Here is a 20,132-nt window from a genome sequence, read left to right on the forward strand (position 1 = left end):
ACGTGAGGATTGTCGACGGCGGCCGGCGCGGTACGCTCGTCCGCCTTAGACCCCCATGGCTAGTTATCACATGGCCTGGGAGGGCCAGATGGACATCGTACTTGGGGTATCAATGGAGCCCTCGGCGGTCCGCTTGGTGCTGATCGAAGGCGAAAACGCCGACGGTGCCACCGTCGAGGAAGAGAGCTTCGAGGTCGTCGCGTCGCAGGACTCGGCGAATTCGGCGGCAGCGGCCGAGGCGATTGCGGCCATTGTCGGCACCCGGCAGGGCGCGGCCGAGGGCGGCTACTGGTTGACATCGACCGGGGTGACGTGGATCGACCCCGGCGGCGCCGGTGCGCTGCGTGACGAGCTTGCCGCCCGCGACATCGGAAGCGTCATGTTGGTCTCGCCGCTGCTCGCTGCGGCCGCCCTGGCACAGACCGTCGGCGCCGCGCTCGACTACCAGCACATCGCGATGCTGTTCGTGGAGGCCGGCAGTGCGACGCTGGCAGTCGTCGACGTCACCGACGGCTCGATCGTCGACCTGCATCGGCAGTCTCTTGGCGCCCACATCGCCGTGGCGACCGAACTGGCGCCGATGGTCTCCGGTCTCGACGCGGCGGGTTCGCGGGCGGACGGGGTGTTCCTGATCGGTTGCGGGGTCGACATTGTCCCCGTCAAACCCGCGCTGGAGGCCGCGACATCGCTGGTGGTGAGCGTCCCCGAGGAGCCCGACATGGCGCTGGCCCGCGGCGCGGCGCTGGCGTCGGCGAATGCGCCGCTCTTCGTGTCGTCGACGGCCGCGCTGGCCTACGCGCTGGACCCGGGCACCGGTGAAGTGAACCCGCGCGCTCTGACCCCGACCTACCTGGACGTCAGTGCTCATGCCGACCCCGGGCAAGGCGCCCTGGCCTACAGCGCCCTCGACGAGGACGACGACGAGATCGCTCCGCGGCGCCGGCCGGTGAAGCTGGCCGGTAGTGCCCTGGCCGCAGCGGCGGCCCTCGCGACCGGGCTGCTGGTGATCTCGTCGGATGTGCGGCCGATGGCTGCTCCGCAGCCCGGCCCGCCCGAGGGCGCCGGCGCCGTGCCCTCGGTTCAGGCGGGACCGGAGACCGTGCCGCAAGTGCAGTTGCCTGCTCCGAGTTCTGCGCCGGCCGCGCCGCCTCCGCCGGCCGCGCCGCCTCCGGAGGCGGCGCCGCCACCGGCCTCGCCGGCGCCGCCTCCGGTGGTTGCCCAGCCGCCCCGAACGGCGGTCAATGCGGCACCGCCGGCGGCGCCTCGTCGCGCGCCGACCCGCCAGGCACCGGTGCCGGCTCCCGCGGAGCAGGCCCCGCCACCGGCAGCGCCGGCGACCACGCCGCCGGCCGCGCCCCCGCCGGCGCCGGCGCCGGAGGCTCCCCCGCCGAGCCCGATCGCGACGATGTACCTGCACGTCCCGTTCGTCACCATCCCGATTCCGATCTACCCGCCTGCGCCACCGCCGCCCCCACCCGAGCCGGGGCCGTAGGCGGGTAGCGGATCGGGTCCACTGCCAGCACACTGGGCAGTAACTGGATGAATTTCGAGGAGGTCGCGTGGGCAGCAACGGTCCATTCGGATTCGACCCCGACGACTTCGATCGGGTGATCAGGGAAGGCAGTGAGGGTCTGCGCGACGCGTTCGAGCGGATCAACAGGTTCCTCACCGGCCCAGGCGACCGGTCGGGGTGGTCGATGATTTTCGAAGATCTGGGGCGGCGCAGGCGTCCGGCTCCGGAAACCGCGGGCGAGGCCGGCGACGGGGTGTGGGCTATTTACACGGTGGATGCCGACGGCGGTGCCCGCGTCGAACAGGTGTATGCGACCGAACTGGACGCCCTGCGGGCCAACAAGGACAACACCGACCCCAAGCGCAAAGTGCGCTTCTTGCCCTACGGCATCGCGGTCAGCGTCCTCGACGATCCCGCCGACGAACCGACGTAACTCCTCAGTCCTGCTGGACGACGTTGCCGCTGCCGGACTTGCTGACCTTCGGTGCGCCCGAGTGATACGTGACCTTGTTGTTGATGCCGGAGGCCTCGATGGTGTCGGCGGCGTCGACGGTGACGGTGTTCTCGATTCCCGAGACGGTCAGGCTTGCGCAATGGCCGGTGATGACGACCGTGTTGGACATTCCGCTGATTTCGACGACGCTGTCGTTGCAGGCCAGTGTCTTGTTTTCGTTGAGGCCGCTGACACTGAGATTTCCGCCCGGCGGCGACGCCGGTGACGTCGACGGACCGGCCGTCGGGTTCCGGGTCCTGCTGCCCGAGGGCGGCGGGACGGTCCCGGGTGGGCCGCTGATCGTCGGGAAGGTGGGGGTCAGGGTGGACAACGTGCGCGAAATGTGGCTTCCCGCGTAGGCGACGATGCCACCGACCACGACCAGGATCCCGACCACGAATACCGCGGCCAAGATCCAGAACAGGCGGTTGCCCGACGACGATCGCGGTGTGGCCCCCGGGAAGGGCGACTGATAGCCATACGAGTCATAGGACCCATACGTCGAGCCGTAGGGAGGCGGCATCGGCGGTGGCGGCGGCACCGGGCCGGGCGGCGGATAGCCCTGGTATGCGGAGCCGCCGGGCGGCTGCGGACTCCCCAGCTCGGATGCGCGCGCCGCGTCGGCCAGCGGTTGCTCGAGCTGGCGGATCCGGGCTTCCGGGTCGTCCTCTGGATTCATGCACAGATGCTCCCATAACGGGACCGTGCCGAATAGGCCCGAATAAGCTCGACATCGTGCCGGATCTGCCCAACCGCCAGATCGTGTTACGTCGCCGTCCCACCGGGCTGGTGCAGTCCGACGACACCGAACTCGTCACGTCACCGGCGCCCCGGCCCGCGCCGGGCGAGGCGCTGCTGCGCACCACGTATGTAGGTATCGACGCGGCCGCGCGAACCTGGCTGGACGATCAGCCCGGCTATCTTCCGCCGGTGCAGCTGGGCGAGGTCATCCGGGCGGCCGGAATCGGCGAAGTCGTCGAAACACGTTGCGACGCTTACACTGTCGGCGACGTCGTCACCACGCTGACCGGTTTCCAGGAGTATGTGATCATTCGCGACGACGTGTTCAGCACACCGATCCCGGGGGAGAGTGACCAGCTGGCGATCATGTCGGTGTACGGGCCGACAGGGGCCACCGCCTACTTCGGGATGACCGACATCGGCCGGCCCAAGCCGGGCGAGACGGTGGTGGTGTCGGCGGCGGCGGGCGCCACCGGATCGGTGGCCGGGCAGATCGCCAAGATCGCCGGAGCCCGGGTGGTGGGCATCGCCGGCGGGCCGCAGAAGTGCCGGGCGGTGGTCGAAGACTTCGGATTCGACGCGTGTATCGACTACAAGAACGAGGACCTGGCCGCCGCCCTCAAAGCGCACTGCCCCCAGCGCGTGGACGTCTACTTCGACAACGTCGGTGGCCCCATCCTCGACGCGGTGCTGGGCCGGCTCGCCCACCACGCGCGGGTGGTGCTGTGCGGTGTCATCTCCAGTTACCTGACCGGCGAGCACCCGGGTCCGGCCAACTACGTCAACCTGCTGTCCAAGAGCGCGCTCATGCAGGGGTTCAATACTCTCGAGCAGTGGGGCCGCTTCGACGAGGCTTTCGCCCTCCTGCGCCAGTGGGAGGCCGAGGGGCGGCTCAAACACCGGCAGACCATTTTCGACGGCATCGAGTCGTGCGTCGACGCCCTCAACGGGCTGTTCACCGGGGCCAACATCGGCAAGACGCTGGTCAAGATCAGCGAACCGTCCGGCGCCTGAACCGCGACGCGACTGAAGCCGCGCGAGAGATAGTGCGCTGCTTGCCATTTCAGCGGGCGGCGATCGCGCTGCACAACCGGGCGGCGGCCCCGCTCGGTTACCGCGCCGGCCTGGACGCAAAGCGAAGAGGGGTCGCCCCAGAGTCGGCACGGCGCAAAGTGAGCTGCTATCGTCCCATGCTTATGCCCGAGATTGACCGTCGCCGACTGATGATGATGGCCGGATTCGGCGCGCTGGCGGCCGCGATCCCGGCCCCTACGGCCTTGGCCGCCCCGTCCCCTCCGGCTGCTCCGGCGAGTCCGACGCCGTTGGCCCCGGCCGCGGGGGCAACCGGTGGCTTCCTCTTTCACGACGAGTTCGACGGCCCGGCCGGCTCGGCCCCCAATCCGTCGAAGTGGGCGGTGTCGAATCACCGGACGCCGATCAGGAATCCCGTCGGGTTCGACCAGCCCCAATTTTGGGGACAGTACCGCGACAGCCGCCAGAACGTGTTCCTGGACGGCAACTCCAACCTGGTGTTGCGCGCCACCCGGGACGGCAACAGCTACTTCGGCGGCCTGGTCCACGGTCTGTGGCGGGGCGGCATCGGGACCACGTGGGAAGCCCGGATCAAGTTCAACTGCCTGGCGCCCGGTATGTGGCCGGCCTGGTGGCTGTCCAACGACGATCCCGGCCGCAGCGGCGAGGTCGACCTGATCGAGTGGTACGGCAACGGCACCTGGCCCTCGGGAACCACGGTGCACGCGAACCCGGACGGGACAGCCTTCGAGACGTGCCCGATCGGCGTTGACGATGGCTGGCACAACTGGCGAGTCAGCTGGAATCCGAGCGGCATGTACTTCTGGCTGGACTACGCCGACGGCATGCAGCCGTACTTCTCTGTCCCCGCTACCGGCATCGAGAATTTGGACGAGCCCATCCGCGAGTGGCCGTTCAACGATCCCGACTACACGATGTTCCCGGTTCTCAACCTTGCCGTCGGCGGCTCCGGTGGCGGTGATCCGGCGGCCGGCAGCTATCCGCAGGAGATGCTCGTCGACTGGGTTCGCGTCTTCTAGAGCGCCGCGCTCCGGGGTTACCTTCACAAAGCCCTCAGCATGGCGTGCCCGGGAGACAGCATGGAATTTCTGGTCACGATGACCACCCGCGTTCCCGACGGCACGTCCCTGGATCAGGTCAACGACGTCCGCGCTCGTGAGGCCGCGCATGCCCGCGAGCTCGCGACCCGGGGAAACCTACTTCGGCTGTGGCGCCCGCCGCTGCGGCCGGGCGAACGGCGCACGCTCGGCCTTTTCGCCGCCGCCGACGACGAGCGGCTGGAGCAACTGCTCGCGTCGATGCCGCTGCGGATCTGGCGCACCGACGAGGTCTGCGCGCTCGGCTGCCATCCCGACGACCCGCCGGGCGCGGGGATAACTCCGCGGCCCGGTAAGGGGCCGGAGTTCTTGATCGCCATGACCGTCACGGTGCCACCGGGCACGGCGGCGCAGGTCGTCGACGACGCCGCGGCGCGCCAGGCCCGCCGCGCCCGTGACCTGGCCGAGGCCGGACACCTGGTGCGGCTCTGGACGCTGCCCGACGGGCCGGAAGGCCCGCGCATGGTGGGTCTGTGGCGGGCCCGTGATCCCGGCGAGCTGATGGCCATCCTGGAATCGCTGCCGCTGTCGGGATGGATGACCATCGAGACCACGCCGCTGAGCTCACATCCCAACGACCCGATTCGGGCGCGGTGACCCGGAGTTAGGGTGGGGTGAGTGAACAGGTGGCCCCGGCAACGCGCGCGAAGTATCACAGCGATCACCCGGGGTCTGGGCAGCCTCGATCGGGAACTGTTCGGGGTGATCGCCGAGGCGCAGACACCGCTGCTCGACTCGGTGATGCCGCCGCTGACCCGCGCGGCCGATCACTCCAAGTTGTGGTTCGCCATCGCCGCGGGCCTGATCGCCACGAAAAGGCCTGCGGCGCAGCGCGGCGCCGTACGCGGCGTCGTGACGCTGGGAGTCACCAGCTTGGTGACCAACCAGGTCGCCAAGCGAATCCGCCGGCGCCCGCGTCCCCTCGATGACTCGGTGCCGCTGGTCCGACGAGTGCATAGGCGCCCCACATCCAATTCACTGCCGTCCGGGCATTCGGCTAGTGCGGCCGCGTTCGCCGTGGGGGTCGGGCTGGAGAATCCACTGCTGGGGTTCGCCCTGGCATTGCTGGCCGGCCTGGTGGGTTTGTCCCGGGTGGCGACCGGAGCACATTACCCGGGCGATGTCCTTGCCGGTTTCGGCATCGGCGCCGGCGTCGCCGTGCTGGGCGGGCGGCTGGTGCCACCGGTCGTCGAGACGACGTTGCCGACTACCGAACCGCTTCGGGTGCGGACCCCGCCACGACCAGACGGCGCCGGAGTCGTCCTGGTGATCAACCCGGCATCGGGCGGCGGTAACGGAGCCCGGGTGCTCGACGAGATCCGTGCCGAGCTGCCTCGGACCGAGATCGTCGAGCTGGGTCCCGACGACGACCCGGAACAGGTCCTGCGTGACGCGGCCGGGCGCGCCGAGGTGCTGGCGGTCGGCGGGGGAGACGGCACGGTGTCGGCCGCCGCGGCGGTCGCCTACGATGCCGGGCTCCCGCTGGCGGTGTTTCCGGCCGGGACGTTCAACCATTTTGCCAAGGACATCGGCTGCGACACCGTGACCAAGACCGTCGAGGCGATCCGGGCGGGCAGCGTGGCCTGCGTCGACCTGGTGTGCCTGAACGAAAGCCGGATGGTGGTCAACAACGCCAGCATCGGCGCGTACCCCACCTTCGTGCGGTACCGCGAAAAGCTGGAAAGGCGCGTCGGCAAGCCGCTGGCCAGCATCTATGCCACGTTGCACACGCTGCGCCGCGACCAGCCCGTCCGGATCCGCTACGACAACAAGACCGTGCACACGTCGTTGTTCTTCCTGGGCAACTCGATATATCTGCCCACCGGATTCGCCCCGGCACGGCGTACCCGCATGGATGACGGCCTGATCGACGTCCGCATTCTGGAAACCGGCCGGAGGCTGGCGACCCTGCGGATTCTGGGCGCGCTGGCGCTGGGCCGTCTGCAACGCAGCCCGCTCTACCACGAACTGCAAGTGCCGGAGTTCAGTTTCACCGCCGTTGACGGACCCACCGTCGTCGCGCACGACGGCGAAGTCGGCGAGGAATACGACAGGGCCAGCTTCAGCGCCAAGTATCGGGTGCTGCCGGTATTTCGCCCGCTTCCGTCGAATTGACCTGTGTGACCGAAAACGCCGACCTAACATGTGCCAATGCCGCTCGCGGTGGGCGAGGTGTTCGCGGGATACACCATCCTGCGGGTGTTGGGCGCGGGCGCGATGGGCACGGTGTACCTGGCCCAGCATCCGCGGTTGCCGCGCCGCGACGCGCTCAAGGTGCTCCCGGCTGAGCTCACCGCCGACGCGCAGTACCGGGCAAGGTTCGTCCGCGAGGCCGAGATCGCTGCCAGCCTTTGGCATCCCAACATCCTCGGCATCCACGACCGCGGCGAATCCGGCGGCCAGTTCTGGATTTCCATGGACTTCGTCGCCGGCACTGACGCGGCCAAACTGCTGCGCGACCGCTATCCCCGCGGCATGCCGCCGGAGCTGGCGGTGCCGATCATCACCGCGGTGGGATCGGCACTGGATTACGCACACCAGCGCGGTCTGCTGCATCGCGACGTCAAACCGGCCAACATCCTGATCGCCGATCCCGGGTCGGACACCCAACGGGTGTTCCTGGCCGACTTCGGCATTGCCCGGCCGGTCGACGACACCGCGGGTCTGACCGCCACGAACTTTGCCATCGGCACCGTCGCCTATGCTGCGCCCGAGCAACTGATGGGCGAGCCGATCGACGGGCGCGCCGATCAATATGCGTTGGCCTGCACCGCTTTCCACATGCTCAGCGGAACCCAGCCCTACGAGTCGCCCAGCGCCGCGACCGTCATCACCAAACATGTGATGGCCCCGCCGCCGCCGATCGGCGAGCGTCGCCCCGAACTGGCAGCCCTGGATCCGGTGTTTGCCAGGGCGATGGCCAAGAAGCCGGCCGAGCGGTTCGCCCACTGCCGCGAGTTCACCGAACATCTGGGGTCCGGTTGCGCGCCGACGCTCGCTGGCTCCGGGCCGAGCGGCCAGGACACCCAGCTGGCGCCGACGCGTGCGGCGTTTGCGCCACCGAGTCCCGAACCCGTTGGCAAGCGCCCGGCACGACGCAGCCGGGTCCTCGTTGCCGCGCTGGCTGCCGTCGTGGTGCTCGGCGCGGCCGGCGTTCTCGCGGCCGTCAAGCTATCCGGTAACCAGAGTCGCAGTCCCGCAAGCGCGCCGCCGAGCGCGGCGGCGGCCAGCGCCGGTCCGTTCACCGGGACCTATCGGGGCGACTACGACGCGGCCACCGGCCCCGGCCTGGATGGCCTCGCCATCCCGGGTGCGACGGCCTCGACGACCACCTGGGGGGTGCGCTCGGTGTGCCGCCCCACCGGCTGCGTGGCCACGGCGGCACGCCTGGGCGGCGAGATCACCTCGTTGCCGACGATGGTGTTCGACGACGTCGGCGGACACTGGGTGTCGGTGGGTCTCACCACGGCCACGTGCCAGGACGTCAACGCCGAATTCTGGGTGGCCTTGATACTGCGACCGCGGCCGGACGGCACACTTTCCGGCGAATTCAGCAAGACCAGCGCCAACGGGTGTGCGATCAAGAAGGCGGTGACCTTCACCCGGACCGGAGATGTCGACGTCAACGCCGTGTCCGATCCGGCGAGCCAGGCGCCGCGGGTGGTGTCGCCGGCCGAGGCGCTGCACGGCCGTTACCACGACACGGTCAAATGGGCCAACGGCGCGACACCCAAGCAATACGACTGGGCCGTCCGTACCGATTGCCTGCGCACCGGCGAGCGGTGCATGAGCTTTTTCCACGCGCCACCGGACGGCTCCAAACCGCTGGTGTTCAGCAGCAGGAGCTGGATCCTGTCGACCGAGCGGGAAGCGACATGCGCCGGCGGCGACACGACGCCGGTCAAAGACACCGCGGAGTTCGCCCTGCCGCAACCGCCGCAGGATCCGATCATGCTGCTCACAGCGCACGGTCACCATGAACAGATCAAGTCGTGCACCCTCAGCGTCGAGTTCGACGAGAGGTTCGAGCGCACCGGCGATTAGGCTTCGCGATCGGCTGTTGGTGGTGTCACGCCTTGGGTCGGCTCACGCAACTGCGCGTGGCGTTACAGCACCTCGGGCTCTGGGTTTTCGGAGTATGCGTCGGTCGGCGGCCGGTTCCGCGGGGGTGGTCGCGACGATCTGCTCGACGCCCACGCGGCCTGCGGCCTGCGGCCGCGTCGAGTCACAGATCGCGCGGCCGCAGGCTACGTAGGACGACGCTGATCTGATGCCCCGAGTCGTCGGATGCAACGGCGACTTTCCCATTAGCCACATCAGTCTCCACGGGTTTGGGATGTCTCGTCTTGCCCGTCTTTGAGCGACAAATTCATTGCGCGCCTTTACTTATCGCACTGAGGTGGGCAGATTGTGCAGCGCGCCGGGCCAGAGATCACTGTGAACGATGTGACTGCCGGAACCAGACTCCGCTGAGCGGGTCGGAGAAAGATTCGCCTTTTTCGGGCACGCCATACGGTCAGGTTGCCCGTAAGCGCCTGCCCCGGGCGACATTCATCCTTTTGCCCCGACGTCAACCACGTGCCGATGATGGACGACCCAGCCCTGGTCGCCAGCGCAGTACTCGCCGTGACGGGCGCCGGCGCGGATCAGCCGCAAGTGGCTGCGAAGATTGCTGAAGCAATGCGCAACCGGCCGGAGAGACACCTATGCTCGAAGTCATTGACAAGGGGTCTGCGGCCGAATCGCATCCTGTTCCGCTGCTGTTTGTTCACGGCGCTTGCAGCACAGCGTCGGTCTGGGACGAGCACTTTTTGGACTTCTTCGCTGACAAGGGTTACCGCGCCGTCGCGCTGAGCTTTCGCGGCCACGGTGCCAGCAGCTCGTCCAAGCCTCTCAAGTCTTGTTCCATAGCCGATTACGTGGATGACGTGCACGCTGTTGTGGCCGAGATGGATTCTCCGCCAGTGCTCATCGGTCATTCGATGGGTTGTTGGGTCGTACTGAAGTACCTTGCGATGCACGGTGCTAGCAACCGAAATAGTGGATGAGGCAATACTTTTCTTCTCGCCGTGGTGTGACCCGTACACCGCCAATCTGTCGCAACAAGCCTCCGCAATCCGGCGACAAGTTCCAGCTTTCGGACAGATCGATGCGCCGACCTCATCAACACGCGGTGATGATTTCGAACCTCGCGCTCGATCGTTCACCGGGCTTATCGTGATACCACCCGATTGCGGTGCCGACGATCTTGAAAGTCCCATTCCGAAAGCTGGCCTGTGCCGCACCGATAATGTCTTGCCCGAAGGTGCCGGTGAAACCGCCGAGGTTGTTGACTTGCACCAATTTTGCGACAACGTCTCCCCCGGTTTCTAGTTGCGCGGTGAGGCCGGGATCGTCCTTAAGTGTCTTCAAGCTCCAAAGCCAGCGCACCTGCGTGCAATCGACCAGGTGACGGCCAGTGTCGCTACCGTTGATGAGCACTTTGATGGTGCGGGCCTCCACCCGCGCGTGGGATTCCGACGAGCATCCGGCTACGACAGCCGCAATGACCGATACTGCCGCCGTGGCGCTGACGACTCGGTTATGCACCGCGGTTCCAACCGGTCACTTGACTGCGACACTCACTTGCTCACGGCATCCGGCGGCGCAGCTGGGTACTTTCCGGTCAGGTCAAACCGCGGACACCGATGCATGAGCCACCGCCTTGGTTAAGGGACCTCCTTCCACGATGGCGTAGCCACGGAAATCCCGGCCAAAACACCGGAGTAGATATCAATTCGGCAACGATTGAGGACTCACTGCTGCCGGGCGCCGCGCGAATGAATCGATCGGCGCACCGCGTCGCGGGCCAGGTGACGGCTTAAAGTGTCGATCTTGTCATCGGCGGTGGCGCGCGCTTGAACCACGCTGCCAGCGCCAGTGCCACGATGACCGCGAGCGCTCCGGGCGCGGCCAGGCTGATCGTCCAGATCCGTCGATCTTCGATCTCCAGCTGACACAGCCTTGTGTAATTGATGTCCGCAACAACCTTGCCGTCGATCGGCACATTGGCCGGGGTCCTGTCGTCTCTGGCTCTGGCGGCGGAGAGATCCGGGGCCAAGGCGCTTCCGCACCCGACGGTGTGCAATCCAGGGGAAACCGACACCGGAGCCAGCAGTCCCACGACACCTACCAGCAACGCCACCGCACCCGCGAAAAGCAGTATTCGTCGTACAACCATGCCTCGGTCATACCCATTGGTGCGCTGATCATTCCTCGGCGGAACGCCGTTGCTCCGTGCGCTCTTAGCTTAGGTGCTCGAAGGCCCGCGACGGCATGGCGAAAGACCCCGCTTGAAGCGCTGCGGGTTCGCCAATCAGGGAGGCCGCCGTCCAGATCGCGGGCCGACAGGCTGGTTGGTGTCTGTAGACGGCATCACCGGGCACAGTCCGGCGCCAACAGCGATGACATTCTAGGTTTGCCCTGCCAAATGTGGGGTAAACGCATTGTGGTGAAACAGCATTCGTTCGCACTGGTCAAGCGGGTGCGATCGGTCTGGGGAGCTGTCGATGGTGGGTACAGCTCGGGCGGATCCACCATCGGCGTCGAGGACGGCGCTGAGCCCCGGCACAGGCTGACTGGCATCCCAGTTACCAATCCAGCGCGATAAACCACGCTGTTGCAAGCTAACTCGCCGACATAAGTCGAAGGGTCCGCAGGCGGCGGGCGCTCTCCGGCAACAACCCAAACGTCGAAGATGGTGCCTGAAATCCTCACCACCAGAGCCCGTTCCGGGCTTCGTCGCTACGGCATCGTTTCGCTGGTGAGCATCGGGTGGCGAACAACTTGGTACGGCGGCTACCGTGGCAACCCGGTGCATCGATACCGCTTGTGACGATCTGAGCCCATGGGGCGTTGTTTGTGGGTGCTTGCCGGGCAGTGCCGGTTCCGGCCCGTGATAAGAGTCGATGCTGGTTGCTCGGCGCGGCAGTCATATTCTCCCCATTTTCGCCTCGGTCCTGAGGCAGATCGTTTGGGGTGGGCCACTTTTGACGCCTACGATGACGGTGCCGATTCCGTTCGACGTGGCCTGCTGGCTGCGAAGTTTCCATTTCAGATGCACGCTCGACACCATCCGTGCGGCGGCCTCAATGCTGGTGCGTGCATGTGTGTTCGCTCACATCAATGGATTTCGGGCAGTCGTTACGGGCTGGACCCGCACCGCGCCGCTACACTAGGAAAAGGATATGTGTCCGGCCCCCGTGGGGATCGTTTATCGCTATCCGTATTCATCGCGCGGTGAAGCCAATGCTGCGTTGTGATTCTGATGTCCCACACATCGTTGGGCTGCCCGGTTTGACCGCTGGTCCGGTATGGCACCAGGTGCACGAGAACCAAGGAGGCACTGGGAAAATGATTGGCCGCTGCAGCTACCGCGTCGTATGGTCTTCGAAGCACCGCAGTAACGTTGGACGCTGGTGGTTCCCAGCCAAGGGAAAACCGGAAATTCGATACGCCGAGGGTGTTGCCATCGCCATCGGCAAGCCCACGTCCCACGGTGGCCGTTCAAGTGCACCGGCGTCGGCCCGCACCCTAGCGGCGAGTTCTCATGACTGGCCGGTGGTAGCTCGGTGGCGAACACGCTGCTGAAGAAGCGGTCCTGCGCTTCGGCGAAGCTCGGCCTGAACCAAGGCTCGGCCACACTGCGTGTCCGCTGTCATATAAGTGAGACCTTGGTCTGTCTTCAGACGTTGGGACGGACGACCTTCGAGGCGTTGCTAACGCCGCTGGAGTGGATGCCAGCAACGAAGTCGCCGGGGCTCATCTGATACTCGAGATGGCCGCCACTGTGATCCCGCCGGAGCCCAAGGCGGGCAACGTGATAGCGCTACTTCGTCAGGCCGTTCGTCGGTGTAGTGACCCGGTAGACGTCGATCGCTTCGAGTAGGCCCTTGAGATGTTGTGGCCCAAGGCTTTCGAAGGTCAGGCCCGACCCGGCGGAGAGGTCGCGGACGGGGCGGCTGGCCAGCACCTCACCGGCTCCCGCCAATGCGCCGATGCGAGCGCCGTGTGCACCGCCATGCCGCTTCACTCCGGCGGCGACGGCGGCCTGCTGGGCGGTGCCGGCGGCGCCGGCGGCGTCGGCGGGTACGCCAGCAGATTCGGCGGTGTTGGTGGAGCCGGTGGCAACGCGGGATTCCTCTTCGGTGACGGCGGGAATGGCGGCGCCGGCGGCGGTGCCGGCAACTTGGCCAACTTGCCCATCGGTGGTGCCGGCGGGGCCGGCGGCAAATCCGGGGTGTTCGGCAATGGCGGTGTGGGCGGCGCTGGCGGGCGGTCTTGGCGGTAACGGCGGTAACGGCGGCAACGCGGTGCTGTTGGCAGTGGTGGTAACGGCGGCAACGCCGGGGAGGGCCTGTTCGCGACCAGCACCCTGGCGCCGGTGGCATCGGCGGGTTGTTCGGCGTGAACGGGACGAACGGGTTGGCGTAGCCGGCGTAGCTTCTACCAGCGCGGAGACCAGTTTGTACAAGGCGAGGCCGGATCCCTCCGGCGTGTAGCGTGCCCCGCATGACTCAACAGTTGGACGCGGCCATCACCCAATCACCGCAGGCCCGCGTTGAGGCGTGGTTGGCCGGCTTCGAGTCTGCCCTCGCGGCGCGTGACATCGACCGCGTGGTTGCCAAATTCGTTCCGGACAGCCTATGGCGCGATCTGGTGGCGTTCACGTGGAACATCAAGACGGTCGAGGGCCGCGACGGCATCGCCGACATGTTGCGCGCACGACTCGCCGACACCGACCCGTCGGGATTCCGTGCCCGGGAAGCACCGACCGACGAGGGCGGCGGTGTGACATCGGCATTCATTGAATTCGAGACCGCGGTCGGCCGGGGTGTCGGTCATCTTCGGCTCAAGGGCGATCTCGCCTGGACGCTGCTGACCGCGCTGGACGAGCTCAAGGGCCACGAGGAGCCGATGGGTCCGCGCCGCATACGTGGCGCCGTGCACGGCCCCGATGCCGACGGCCGGTCGTGGGCGGAGAAGCGCGCGGAACAGGATGCGTCGCTTGGCTATTCGCAGCAGCCCTACGTCGTGGTTGTCGGCGGCGGCCAGGGCGGAATCGCGTTGGGTGCCCGGCTCCGCCAGCTTGGGGTCCCGGCCATCGTCATCGACAAGCACGCCCGCCCGGGTGACCATTGGCGCAAGCGGTATAAGACGCTGTGCCTTCATGATCCGGTGTGGTACGACCACTTTCCGTACTTGCCGTTCCCGGCGAACTGGCCGGTGTTCTCGCCGAAGGACAAAATCGCGGACTGGCTGGAGTTCTACACCCGGGTGATGGAGATCCCGTACTGGACCTCGACCACGTGCCGGTCGGCGTCGTTTGATGCTCAGGCAAACCAGTGGGCGGTCGAGGTCGACCGCGCCGGCGAACGGCTCACGCTGCGGCCTACCCACCTGGTGCTCGCGACAGGAATGGCCGGCAAGCCCAACGTCCCAGAGCTCCCCGGCCAGAACCATTTCCGAGGAGATCAGCATCATTCGAGCGAGCACCCCGGCCCGGACTCCTATGTGGGTAAACGCGCGGTGGTGATCGGCTCTGGCACCTCCGCGCACGACATCTGTAAAGCCCTGTACGAGAAGGGTGTTGACGTCACGATGGTGCAGCGCGGGTCCACCCTCGTCGTCGCGTCGGACGCGGTGCTGGAAATCGCGCTCGGCGGCCTCTACTCCGAGCAGGCGGCGGCCGCCGGTATCACCACCGAGAAGGCTGACCTGACGGTTGCATCGCTGCCCTATCGAATCATCGCGGACTTCCAGAAACCGATATCGGATGCAATGCGGTTGCGGGACAAGGACTTATACGAACGCCTGGAAAGGGTCGGCTTCCGGCTGGATTTCGGCGACGACGATTCCGGCCAGTTCATGAAGTATCTGCGGCGCGGCGGCGGCTTCTACATCGATGTTGGCGCCTGCGACCTGATCTGCGACGGCAGCATCAAGCTATGCCACGGCGGAGTCCAGCGGCTGACCGAGCAGTCGGTGATTCTGGACGACGGCACGGAACTGCCCGCCGATCTGGTCGTCTACGCCACCGGCTTCAGGTCGATGAATAGCGTTGTGGCCGACCTCATCGGCCAAAGCGTGGCCGACAAAGTCGGCAAGGTGTGGGGCCTCGGGTCGGGCACCACCCAAGACCCGGGGCCGTGGGAAGGCGAGCTGCGCAACATGTGGAAGCCGACCCAGCAGGAGAATCTGTGGTTCCACGGCGGCAACCTGCACCAGTCACGGCACTACTCGCTCTTTCTCGGCCTCCAGCTCAAGGCCCGCCATGAAGGGATTCCCACGCCGGTGTACGGCTTACAAGAGGTGCACCACGTGAGCTAGTCACCTCGCGGCGAGCGACGTGGTGCGGTGAACGCCCCATCCTGATCCACGCCGTCAAGGACCGCTCCCTGGGCGAGCTGACCTACGACGAGCTGGCCGCCACCGTGAACGCGTCCTCGCACGCGCCTTCGAAATTCCCCGCCCCGGGTGTGATGTTCGTCGACCGCGGGGCATCCCCCTCGCCGGGAGCCCATCGGTGCGGCGCGCGTCGACGCGAGCAGCCTTCGTGAATTCCGAGCTGTCCGAAGTTGTTTCACGCCAGCCCCGCCACCGACAGTCAGCAAACCGTTTCTCCTGGTCAGCTGGACCGAGTTGTTGTCCGCGAGTTGTGACATCGTCGTGACACGCAATCCGGGTTTTCGAACGCTTCGAACAGCTTCGCGCTGCTCAAAGTGGAGCCGATGACGGGAATCGAACCCGCGTATTCAGCTTGGGAAGTATTTTCTACGCCCGAACGGGTGAGCGATAGGCGCTGGTAGACGTGCTGCCGAGCCCCAGCGTTTGCACTGGTCAGATGCAATTTCGGTACGGGTAGTGGACGCCTCGGGTACGGCGTCGGTACGTCCGCAGTTCGGCTGCGTCTACGGGACCGATACGGGACCGGCGGCGACACAAAGGCTTGAGACGGGCTGGTGTCAGTCGCCCTTGGGAGAATGCTTGATATGAGCCCGATGACGCCCGCTGACTACGACGCATCCGAGATCCTGTCGTTTGAGTGGGGCGACATTCAGAAGCTCGCAAAGATCACCAAGAACGTCGTGAACCCTCTGACCGGCACGCGGACGCTCGACATGGTCCCGTATGAGAACTCGATCCAGCCGGTAGCTCTGAACTTTGAGCCGCCGCTGATTGAGCACGCGGTTGGCGAGAGCCACGGCTTTCGGCACCACTGGGAGCTTCTGACTTACGCGTTCAATCTGCCGGACCCGAATGGGTTCCCTGTTCTACCGGCGCTGGCGGATGACGACAGGCGCGTCCTCAAGCGCTACGTACGTTTGTGCCGCCAGCTTGCGGGATACTCCGCGCTGAACGACGAGAGCGGGATGTACTTCAGCCAAAAGCAGGGCGGCGAGCCCGAAATCACGTTGAAGTTCCCTACTCCTGAAGCCTTCGCCGGGACTTCGATCGCTTTCCGCCAGCTGCACAGTAATCAGGACTCGGCGTCATTCGACCGCGTAAAGGGTCGACTGATGAGAGCCAGCAAATCGTTGCTCGCCACTGAGCGGCAAGCGGTGAGAAGTGTTGTAGAGCAGTGGGCCAGGGCGCGCGGTGCGTTGATGAACCGAATGCTCCAGACCATCGTTTGTGAGATGGCGGCCCCGCCCGTGCCGCCGGAACGTAAGGACGACGTGCCGCCCTTCAGTTACGCGAACATCAACCCGCAGAAGCTGATTTTGACCTTCAACTATGGCGACACCATCCACTTCTCGGAAGATGAAGAGGCGAACCTGTCGACGCTGCTGGAAGCTGAACAGAACGCCTGCTACTACAAGCATTCGGTGCTGAGCGCCATAACGAATCTCAGTCACCTCTACTTCGGGTTCGCCGTGTTGGCTGAGTCCGCGATGGCAGAGGCGAGCTAGGCGAGGCACTGTTACCGCCGGATCGCGCAGTCCGGTCGCGGGCGACGGGCCAGACAACCCGCGACCGGGCCGACTAGGGGCCGGTAACGGGCGCTGCTGGGCCACCCGCTACCGGCCTGCTCATTGGGCGATGACGTCGCCGGGATTGCCGCGCGCCTCGCTGCGGCGTGTACGACGCGGCGGGTCGACCATGTCGGGAGCTTTGGGCCGGTAAGCGCCGCCATCCTCTGGGGTCGCGTACTCCGCGCCGGGCGGCACAGGCCCCGGCCCCCAGGAGAACTCCGTGGGGCCGTCGAGTCCGCAGCGGGAACCCCACGACGGGCCGTACCACTTTCTGTCGAAGCCCATGGCGGTTAACGGTGCGCGACGATCACGGGCGCGGCGTAGTTCGCGTTGTTGGTGATCTGGATGGCAACGGCTGCGCCCCGATGGCGAACACCAGTGCCGAAAGCGCGGACGTAGAAGTGCTCCTGGATCGGGTACGGTCCGACGCCAGGAATCACCCTGAGCCCGTGGTAAGCCGCGTTCTGATGTTCACGGAAGCCGACCGGGTTGTCGTTGGAGTTGGCCCCACCCGTGGCGGCGATGATGACGTAGCCCTGGGGGATGAAGTACGACTCAACCAGTAGCGCACCACGGTACGAACCAACGACCGGCTGGCCTGCGTACTCCGGTGGCGGAGTGGCGCCCTCGACGTGCTCGTGCGTGATCCGCGCTGGCGCGTTGCTGCTGACAACGAAATCGAACTTCGGCAGCGGCCCACCAGTCCGGTACTCGACCCCGGCCCGCCACGACGTGATCTTGGACGAGACGACATCGTCGGGATGCATCAGGAGCAGGAAGCGGCCCGACTGCGCGCCGTAGCCGTGCTCCTTGACGTGGGAGATGCCGGCCTCGACATGGATGCTGTCGAGCGCCGTGCCCAAGGTCGTGAGGTAGTGCTTATGGTCGGCGGCGAACTTCTTCCCAAGGTAGTCGGGTGGCTGCATATCGCCGTTGTACAGACCGTAAACCGTGTGGCCCCAGTCGTTCACGCGAACCGTGGGGTCAAGAAGGCGCTGCAAGATCGAACCATTTACCAGCTGGTTGTCGCCGCCCAAGATGCGCGCCACGCGGTTCACAACCTGCTCAGAGTCGGCCTCGCGCAGGTACTTCCACGACATGCGGCTCGCAACGTCGAAGTCCTTGAATGTGAACCCGAGGGACAGGTAGGTCGGGTCTGCGATACCGCGCGGGGTACCGAACTCGGTGGCTTCCTCGAACAGGGGCAAATCTGCGCCCTGCGGGACGGCCTCGGCGACATTGGTGGTCTTGAACGACAACAGGCCCGCCAAGGCCGACTTCTGTTCGTTGTACGCCCTCAGCGCGTCGGTGATCTCGACCCAGATATCATCGAGCTCGACGCCATCCGCGAGGCGATTCACCAAAGTGTCTCCGCGGGTAGCGGTTCCGTGTCTATTGATTGTCATATCTACTCCCGTAAGTATTGCTTGACTCGACGCTACGCCTGAAACACGTTGCTGCGCTGAGCGTATGAGCGCCGCGCGCAGGGTCGGGTGGAACACGGGAAGAAGTCCGAGCGGGCCCGTGCGGAACTGGACTAGATTCGGAATTACGTTCCCCAACAGAAGGAGTCGCCGTGATGGCGAACGAAACATGGTTCGGTGCAACAGCGCCGACCAAACCACCCGTACCAAATGTGGAGCTAAGCCTGAATCCGTGGATCGATGATTTCGGGTGGTCATCGGCGGGTTCGGGCGAGTGGCGCTGGGGCGTGGACACTTTGGCGTGTATGTGATCCGCTGGCCTGCACCAGCTTTTCCTTTAGGGGTTCCTCGGGTCGGGCCTGGATGGCGGGGTGGACAGGGGCTGGCCGCTTGGTCAAGCGGCGCGGGGTTGCGCAGTCGGGTAGCCGATGACGCTGTCCCACAGGGCTTTCCACTCGACTTGTCGGGGCCAGTGGACGGGTAGGTGCAGCATCGGTTTGCGGGCCGGTGCGGCGAAGCGGGCGGGCACGTTGACCAGGTCGCGGCGCAGGGTGGCACCGCGGGCCACGATGTGGTGACCGCCGGCGAGGGTCCCGGTGGCGCGCAGCAGGTTATGGGCGATCACCGCGCAGGCCAACCAGGCGCAGTTCGCGGCGAACAGCCCTGAAGGGATCCGAGCCAGTGGGCCATCGATCAGGTCGGCGAAGGTGGTCTCGATGATGGCGTGGCGGCGGTGGGTGATGTCGGCCTCGGCAGTGGGCAGCTCGGAGTTGGTCAGAAATGGGTGATAGCGCCACACCGGAAACAACGCATCCGGGTAGCGGGCGTCTTTGACCCGGCGCACTACCAGTCGGGCCGTGATCTTCTTGCCCCGCCCCAGCCGTAGGGTGTAGGGAGTTTCGGCGACCTCGGCATCGGAGATCAGCGCCCCGGTGTCAGGGTCTTCGACCGCGCCCGGGTAGTGCACCGGGGTGTAGGCGGCCTCGTCGATGCCCTCGACCGCGGTGGTAATGGCCCGATTTCGGGTCATCGACAGGGAGAACTCGACGCCTTCGGCGATGCAGGCGCCGATCACCTTTTTATTGCCGAACGCGGTGTCGCCGCGCAGCATGATCTTGCCGGCCCCGCACCCGCGGGCGGTGGTGATGGCTTGTTTGACCTGCCAGGCCGCGGCGCGGCCGGAGCCGGCCTTACCGCTGCGCAGCCGCGCCTCGGCGATCACCGGTGGGGCCTGCGCGGTCGAGATCGTGGTGATCTGCGGCGACAGACCCAACCGCAGCAGCGCACGGCTGGCGATCTTGGCGTGCCCGAACGAAGCACCCTGCTTATGGCGCCCGTAGACCGGACGCAGCAGCGAGTCGATGTCCAAAAAGGCGCGCTCTTCGATGCCGGGCAACAGCGGCACCCGCTGCGCGAGCGCCACCAGATGCGCGCGAGCCACGGCCGCGAGCTGGTTGGCATGCCCGAAAGTGAACTCGCGCAAGAAGATCCCCAATGTCGAGGGCGCATACACCTCGTTGAACACCCGTGGCGTGCCGCCGGCACGCAACACGTCGACGTCGTCGATGCAGTCCGCGCCGCACATCATCCCGGCGATGATCGAGGTCAGCTTCCCGACCGGGTTGACCGCACCGGAGGCCACCCGTGTCGACGGCAGATCCACATGCTCACCGATCAATTCCGAAAGCCCGGTCTGCTCAGCCAATTCCAGCACCGGAACCAAACCCGCGGCCGACACCAGATTCGGCTCGTCAAACACCGCCGACCCGAGAGTGAACGTATACGATGAATGCACCG

At 66.2% G+C, this 20,132-nt stretch carries 16 protein-coding genes and 1 pseudogene; 10 read left to right on the forward strand and 7 right to left on the reverse strand.

All coding sequences use genetic code 11. The features are described from left to right. Nucleotides 1–88: 88 nt before the first annotated feature. Both EET10_RS02125 and EET10_RS02130 read left to right on the forward strand, forming a co-directional pair. Complete coding sequence (locus EET10_RS02125; RefSeq protein WP_122502724.1) at nt 89–1,492, forward strand: DUF7159 family protein; 1,404 nt, start codon at nt 89–91, stop codon at nt 1,490–1,492. Nucleotides 1,493–1,559: 67 nt separating this feature from the next. Further along, nucleotides 1,560–1,946 (forward strand): hypothetical protein, encoded by a 387-nt coding sequence (locus EET10_RS02130; RefSeq protein WP_036399004.1) that lies wholly within the window; start codon nt 1,560–1,562, stop codon nt 1,944–1,946. A 4-nt stretch (nt 1,947–1,950) separates the two neighbouring features. Here the strand turns inward: EET10_RS02130 and EET10_RS02135 are convergent, their stop codons facing one another. Beyond that, nucleotides 1,951–2,685, reverse strand: a complete 735-nt coding sequence (locus tag EET10_RS02135) for a DUF3060 domain-containing protein (RefSeq protein WP_036399002.1) — start codon at nt 2,683–2,685, stop codon at nt 1,951–1,953. Nucleotides 2,686–2,741: 56 nt separating this feature from the next. Between EET10_RS02135 and EET10_RS02140 the strand changes: the two genes are divergently transcribed. The 6 genes and pseudogenes from EET10_RS02140 to EET10_RS02165 all read left to right on the forward strand — a co-directional run. Further along, nucleotides 2,742–3,761 (forward strand): NADP-dependent oxidoreductase, encoded by a 1,020-nt coding sequence (locus EET10_RS02140; protein WP_063467806.1) that lies wholly within the window; start codon nt 2,742–2,744, stop codon nt 3,759–3,761. Between the two features lie 176 nt (nt 3,762–3,937). After that, nucleotides 3,938–4,819, forward strand: a complete 882-nt coding sequence (locus EET10_RS02145) for a glycoside hydrolase family 16 protein (protein WP_063467817.1) — start codon at nt 3,938–3,940, stop codon at nt 4,817–4,819. A 60-nt stretch (nt 4,820–4,879) separates the two neighbouring features. Further along, entirely contained in the window at nt 4,880–5,494 is a 615-nt protein-coding gene (locus EET10_RS02150) for a muconolactone Delta-isomerase family protein (protein ID WP_063467805.1), read from the forward strand. Nucleotides 5,495–5,515: 21 nt separating this feature from the next. Then, nucleotides 5,516–7,012 (forward strand): bifunctional phosphatase PAP2/diacylglycerol kinase family protein, encoded by a 1,497-nt coding sequence (locus EET10_RS02155; protein WP_036398999.1) that lies wholly within the window; start codon nt 5,516–5,518, stop codon nt 7,010–7,012. A gap of 36 nt (nt 7,013–7,048) precedes the next feature. Beyond that, a complete protein-coding gene (locus EET10_RS31520; protein ID WP_036398998.1) occupies nt 7,049–8,941 on the forward strand; it encodes a serine/threonine-protein kinase in 1,893 nt (630 codons plus the stop codon). A 662-nt stretch (nt 8,942–9,603) separates the two neighbouring features. Beyond that, a pseudogene (locus EET10_RS02165) lies at nt 9,604–9,918 on the forward strand (alpha/beta hydrolase); the annotation flags it as partial. 142 nt (nt 9,919–10,060) lie between these two features. On the opposite strand, the gene EET10_RS02170 reads toward EET10_RS02165, so the two are convergent. From EET10_RS02170 to EET10_RS32120, 3 genes are all read right to left on the reverse strand, one after another. Then, nucleotides 10,061–10,399, reverse strand: coding sequence for a lipoprotein LpqH (locus EET10_RS02170; protein WP_167480115.1), 339 nt, complete (start codon nt 10,397–10,399; stop codon nt 10,061–10,063). Nucleotides 10,400–10,757: 358 nt separating this feature from the next. Next, complete coding sequence (locus EET10_RS02175; RefSeq protein WP_051490237.1) at nt 10,758–11,117, reverse strand: hypothetical protein; 360 nt, start codon at nt 11,115–11,117, stop codon at nt 10,758–10,760. A gap of 1,647 nt (nt 11,118–12,764) precedes the next feature. Beyond that, nucleotides 12,765–13,244, reverse strand: a complete 480-nt coding sequence (locus tag EET10_RS32120) for a nucleotidyl cyclase domain-containing protein (RefSeq protein ID WP_425461681.1) — start codon at nt 13,242–13,244, stop codon at nt 12,765–12,767. Nucleotides 13,245–13,447: 203 nt separating this feature from the next. On the opposite strand from EET10_RS32120, the gene EET10_RS02185 reads away from it, so the two are divergent. Continuing rightward, the gene (locus EET10_RS02185; protein WP_122501856.1) at nt 13,448–15,265 is read left to right on the forward strand and encodes a flavin-containing monooxygenase; all 1,818 of its coding nucleotides are present in this window, start codon (nt 13,448–13,450) and stop codon (nt 15,263–15,265) included. 662 nt (nt 15,266–15,927) lie between these two features. Then, the gene (locus tag EET10_RS02190) at nt 15,928–16,848 is read left to right on the forward strand and encodes a hypothetical protein (RefSeq protein WP_246013590.1); all 921 of its coding nucleotides are present in this window, start codon (nt 15,928–15,930) and stop codon (nt 16,846–16,848) included. 120 nt (nt 16,849–16,968) lie between these two features. Here the strand turns inward: EET10_RS02190 and EET10_RS02195 are convergent, their stop codons facing one another. The 3 genes from EET10_RS02195 to EET10_RS02205 all read right to left on the reverse strand — a co-directional run bounded on the left by EET10_RS02195 (nt 16,969) and on the right by EET10_RS02205 (nt 20,130). Continuing rightward, nucleotides 16,969–17,196, reverse strand: coding sequence for a hypothetical protein (locus tag EET10_RS02195; protein WP_122501857.1), 228 nt, complete (start codon nt 17,194–17,196; stop codon nt 16,969–16,971). Nucleotides 17,197–17,201: 5 nt separating this feature from the next. Further along, nucleotides 17,202–18,413 carry a hypothetical protein gene (locus tag EET10_RS02200; protein WP_246013591.1) on the reverse strand — a complete coding sequence of 404 codons (1,212 nt, stop codon included), beginning with the start codon at nt 18,411–18,413 and terminating at the stop codon, nt 17,202–17,204. 316 nt (nt 18,414–18,729) lie between these two features. Next, complete coding sequence (locus tag EET10_RS02205; RefSeq protein ID WP_122502310.1) at nt 18,730–20,130, reverse strand: IS1380 family transposase; 1,401 nt, start codon at nt 20,128–20,130, stop codon at nt 18,730–18,732. Nucleotides 20,131–20,132 lie beyond the last annotated feature (2 nt).

This window comes from Mycobacterium pseudokansasii, assembly GCF_900566075.1.
GTDB lineage: Bacteria > Actinomycetota > Actinomycetes > Mycobacteriales > Mycobacteriaceae > Mycobacterium > Mycobacterium pseudokansasii.

Bases quoted from the DNA above. Each gene is read 5' to 3' on its own strand.
- EET10_RS02125 (WP_122502724.1), top strand. From the start codon at position 89: ATGGACATCGTACTTGGGGTATCAATGGAGCCCTCGGCGGTCCGCTTG.
- EET10_RS02135 (WP_036399002.1), bottom strand. From the start codon at position 2,685: ATGAATCCAGAGGACGACCCGGAAGCCCGGATCCGCCAGCTCGAGCAA.
- EET10_RS02145 (WP_063467817.1), top strand. From the start codon at position 3,938: ATGCTTATGCCCGAGATTGACCGTCGCCGACTGATGATGATGGCCGGA.
- EET10_RS02150 (WP_063467805.1), top strand. From the start codon at position 4,880: ATGGAATTTCTGGTCACGATGACCACCCGCGTTCCCGACGGCACGTCC.
- EET10_RS31520 (WP_036398998.1), top strand. From the start codon at position 7,049: ATGCCGCTCGCGGTGGGCGAGGTGTTCGCGGGATACACCATCCTGCGG.
- EET10_RS02175 (WP_051490237.1), bottom strand. From the start codon at position 11,117: ATGGTTGTACGACGAATACTGCTTTTCGCGGGTGCGGTGGCGTTGCTG.
- EET10_RS02185 (WP_122501856.1), top strand. From the start codon at position 13,448: ATGACTCAACAGTTGGACGCGGCCATCACCCAATCACCGCAGGCCCGC.
- EET10_RS02190 (WP_246013590.1), top strand. From the start codon at position 15,928: ATGAGCCCGATGACGCCCGCTGACTACGACGCATCCGAGATCCTGTCG.
- EET10_RS02195 (WP_122501857.1), bottom strand. From the start codon at position 17,196: ATGGGCTTCGACAGAAAGTGGTACGGCCCGTCGTGGGGTTCCCGCTGC.